Source organism: Cellulosimicrobium cellulans (assembly GCF_001722485.1).
Classification (GTDB): domain Bacteria; phylum Actinomycetota; class Actinomycetes; order Actinomycetales; family Cellulomonadaceae; genus Cellulosimicrobium; species Cellulosimicrobium cellulans_A.
The window spans coordinates 1-4,147 of sequence record NZ_LWGL01000225.1; the positions used below are offsets into that span (position 1 = coordinate 1).

4 protein-coding genes are annotated in these 4,147 nt (G+C 70.9%); all 4 read left to right on the forward strand.

The genetic code is table 11. The features are described 5' to 3' along the window. The first annotated feature begins 100 nt into the window (after window positions 1-100). A complete protein-coding gene (locus JZ5iCDA_RS16015; protein ID WP_253182129.1) occupies window positions 101-763 on the forward strand; it encodes a hypothetical protein in 663 nt (220 codons plus the stop codon). Between the two features lie 138 nt (window positions 764-901). Then, a complete protein-coding gene (locus tag JZ5iCDA_RS16020; RefSeq protein ID WP_069388045.1) occupies window positions 902-2,023 on the forward strand; it encodes a WxL protein peptidoglycan domain-containing protein in 1,122 nt (373 codons plus the stop codon). A 100-nt stretch (window positions 2,024-2,123) separates the two neighbouring features. Next, the gene (prfB, locus tag JZ5iCDA_RS16025) at window positions 2,124-3,236 is read left to right on the forward strand and encodes a peptide chain release factor 2 (RefSeq protein ID WP_069388046.1); all 1,113 of its coding nucleotides are present in this window, start codon (window positions 2,124-2,126) and stop codon (window positions 3,234-3,236) included. Between the two features lie 176 nt (window positions 3,237-3,412). Next, window positions 3,413-4,147, forward strand: a 735-nt coding sequence (gene ftsE, locus JZ5iCDA_RS16030; protein ID WP_069388048.1) for a cell division ATP-binding protein FtsE, incomplete at its 3' end; no start/stop codon positions are given.

A 4,147-nucleotide genomic window follows, 5' to 3' on the forward strand; every position in this document is an offset into this window, starting at 1 on the left:
TTCGTTCACTTCCTTAACAGTGGTTGACCACTTCACGCGCATCTCTGGGCTCCCGCATGGTTCGCCGCTATGGTGATCCGGTCCGACAACAACTCCAACGATGGAGAGCTACAACATGAACGCACGAGCAAGGAAGCAGCTCGTCGCCGGGGGTGCCCTCGGCGCGATGCTCATCGGCACGGTCGCTCTGTCCTCCGCTGCCACCGCCGACCAGATCGGCGACGACCAGAACGTGGACGTGTCGGTCGAGATCGAGTCGACCGTGGAGCCCGGCAACCTCGCCTTCACGGTGGCGGCCGAGTCCACCAGCCTCGCCGAGACGACGTCCACGGTCGAGGGCACCCGTGAGTTCACGGGTGAGCTCCCCGCGGTCACCGTCACCGACACGCGGTCGAGCGAGGAGATCCCCGAGGGTGCCGCCTGGTACGTCCTCGGAGAGGCGGACACGTTCGTCAACGAGAACGGCGACGAGATCGGCGCCGAGAATCTCGGCTGGACGCCGGCGATCGTGGAAGGTGACGAGCTCGGGCTCGTCTCCGAGGGCCCCGAGGTCGACCCGGCGCTTGAGGGCGACGCCGACGAGAGCAACAACGTCGGCCTCGTTGCCGAGGAGCTCCTCGCCTCCACCTTCGACTCGCGTGAGGTGGCCGCTGACGGTTCGTGGACTGCGAACGCAGGGCTCACCCTCCGTACCGGCGAGGATGTCGAGGGTGGTTCCTACAACTCGACGATCACGCTCTCCCTCCTCGAGGGCGGCTTCTGAGCCGTCGAGCGACCGGTCGCTGACCGGACCCGCACGGACTGACGGGCGGCGGGCCGGGTGCTTCCGGAGGCGCAGACCTCCGGGACCGCCCGGCCCGCCGTTCGTCGTCGCACCAGCACCGAAAAGGCACGTACTCCTGTGACTACCGCACCACTGCGCCGCCGCACCGCCCGCCGCGCCCTCGCGACGCTCACTGCGCTCGCCGCCGCCCTGCTGCCCGCCGCCGCGGCGACCGCTGCTTCGGGCGGTACCGTCGCCCTATCCTCCGATACCGATGAGCAAATCACGTGGAGCTTGACGCCGTCCGGTCCAGATGGTCCGGACGGCCGCCGGTGGGTCGACATCGAGCTCGACCCGGGCGCCACGGTGACGGACCACGTGGCGGTGACAAATTTCAGCGAGGTGCCTGCGACGTTCGCGCTCAAGGCAGCCGACGGCTACCAAACCCGGAGCGGGCGATTCAACATGCTGCCGTCAAACCAGGAGTCGGTCGACGCCGGCACGTGGATCGACGTCCAGGAGACCGTCGAGGTGCCCGCCGGCGAGACCGCCGTCGTGCCGTACACCTTGACGGTCCCGGACAACGCGACCCCGGGCGACCACCCGGCCGGCATCGCGGCGTCGGTGACGAGCACCCAGGCGGGCGAGGGCGGCACGAACCTCGGCGTCGAGAGCCGCGTCGGCTTCCGCATCACCACGCGCGTCACGGGCGAGGTCCAGCCCGCGCTCGCCGTGCCCGAGATCAGCGCCGCGTACACCGCGTCGTGGAACCCCTTCGCGCCGGGCGAGCTGCGCATCTCGTACGACGTCGCGAACGACGGCAACATCCGCCTCGGCGCGCAGGGCGACGTGTCGACGTCGGCTCTCTTCGGGCTCCTCACGCAGGACCGCGCGGCCGAGCCGCTCGGCGAGGTGCTGCCCGGCGGCTCGCTGGCTCGCACCGTCGACGTCGACCGCGTGTGGCCGCTCGGCCCCGTGACGACGACCGTCACGGTCACCCCGACGGCCGTGGGCGACGACCAGATCGACGCGCCGCTCGAGCCGGTGACCGTCTCGGTGACGTCGTGGGCGATCCCGTGGCCGCAGCTGCTGCTCGTCGCGATCGTCGTGGTGCTCGTGATCGGCATCCGGGACGACCGCCGCCGCCGTCGGAAGCGCCTCGAGGACATGCTCGCGAAGGCCCGTGACGAGGGCCGGCGCTCCGCGGACGCGCCGTCGAGCGCACCCGCGGGTGCGGGCAAGGGCGAGCCGACCGCGTGAGGCGGGCCGCGCCGTCGGGCCGGGGGAGCGGGGCCCAGCGCCCCGCGGCCGGCCCGACGGCGGCGCGGCGCACCCGGCCCGTCGCGTAACCTTGAACATCGTGGCCACCATCGACTTCCCGACCGAGATCAAGGCTCTGCGCAGCACGCTCGAGTCCATCGAGAGCGTCAGCGACCCGGAGGCGCTGCGCGCGCGCATCGACGAGCTGTCGGAGAAGGCGTCGGCCCCCGACCTCTGGGACGACCCCGAGAAGGCGCAGCAGGTCACGTCCGCACTGTCGGCAGCCCAGGCGGAGCTCGACCGGGTGAAGAAGCTCGGCCAGCGCATCGACGACGTGGAGACGCTCGTCGAGATGGGCAACGAGATGGAGGACGCGGACACCCTCACCGAGGCGGAGAACGAGGTCGCGGGGATCCGCAAGGACCTCGACCAGCTCGAGGTCCGCACCCTGCTCGCGGGGGAGTACGACTCCCGCGAGGCCGTCGTGACGATCCGCGCCGGGGCTGGCGGCGTCGACGCCGCCGACTTCGCCGAGATGCTCCTGCGCATGTACCTGCGCTGGGCCGAGCGGCACGGCTACCCGACGACCGTGCTCGACACCTCCTACGCGGAGGAGGCGGGCCTGAAGTCCGCGACGTTCGAGGTGAAGGCGCCCTACGCGTTCGGGCACCTGTCCGTCGAGGCGGGCACGCACCGCCTCGTGCGCATCTCGCCGTTCGACAACCAGGGCCGCCGGCAGACGTCGTTCGCCGCGGTCGAGGTGATCCCGCTCATCGAGCAGACCGACTCCATCGAGATCCCCGAGTCGGAGATCAAGGTCGACGTGTTCCGCTCGTCCGGCCCGGGCGGCCAGTCCGTCAACACGACGGACTCCGCGGTGCGCATGACGCACATCCCCACCGGCATCGTCGTGTCGATGCAGAACGAGAAGTCGCAGATCCAGAACCGCGCGGCCGCGCTCCGCGTCCTCCAGTCCCGCCTGCTGCTCGTGCGCCAGGAGGAGGAGAACGCGAAGAAGAAGGAGCTCGCCGGCGACATCAAGGCGAGCTGGGGCGACCAGATGCGCTCCTACGTGCTGCAGCCGTACCAGATGGTCAAGGACCTGCGCACCGAGCACGAGGTCGGCAACCCGTCCGCGGTGTTCGACGGCGACATCGACGACTTCATCGAGGCCGGCATCCGCTGGCGCCGGGGTGCGCAGCTCGCGGGGTGAAATCCCGTCGGGAACGGGGGGCTTAGCCCCGTTTCGTCCGGAATAGGGTGACCCAGGCAACCGTCCGGGTCCGTCCCGGTGCGGCGTGTCCGCCCGATCCGGCCGACGACGCGTGCCTACTCTCGAGGACGTCCGGCGAACCCGGTTCGCTCCCTGACCCGAGAGTTGTGCCTGTCGTGATCCGCTTCGAGAACGTCACCAAGGTCTACGCGCGCGGCGCCAGACCCGCCGTGGACGATGTGTCCCTGGAGGTCCGGCGCGGCGAGTTCGTCTTCCTCGTCGGCGCCTCCGGCTCCGGCAAGTCGACCTGCCTGCACCTGATCCTGCGCGAGGAGCGCCCCACTAAGGGCAAGGTGTTCGTCGCCGGGCGCGACCTCGGGTCCCTGTCGAGCTGGAAGGTGCCGCACCTGCGGCGCCAGATCGGCGTCGTCTTCCAGGACTTCCGCCTGCTGCCGAACAAGACGGTGTTCGAGAACGTCGCGTTCGCGCTCCAGGTGATCGGCAAGCCGCGGCACTCGATCGCCATCACGGTCCCCGAGACGCTCGAGCTCGTCGGGCTCGCGGGCAAGGAGAAGCGCCGCCCGCACGAGCTGTCGGGCGGCGAGCAGCAGCGCGTCGCCATCGCGCGCGCCATGGTGAACCGGCCGCCGATCCTGCTGGCCGACGAGCCGACGGGCAACCTCGACCCCACGACGTCGCTCGGCATCATGCGCCTGCTCGACCGCATCAACCGCACGGGCACGACCGTCGTCATGGCCACCCACGACCACGAGATCGTCGACCAGATGCGCAAGCGCGTCGTCGAGCTCGACACGGGCACGCTCGTGCGCGACCAGGCGCACGGCGGCTACGGCGGCCGCGCCCAGGCCGCCGAGGAGGCCGCGGAGCCCGCCCGCCCGGAGCGCCCCGGC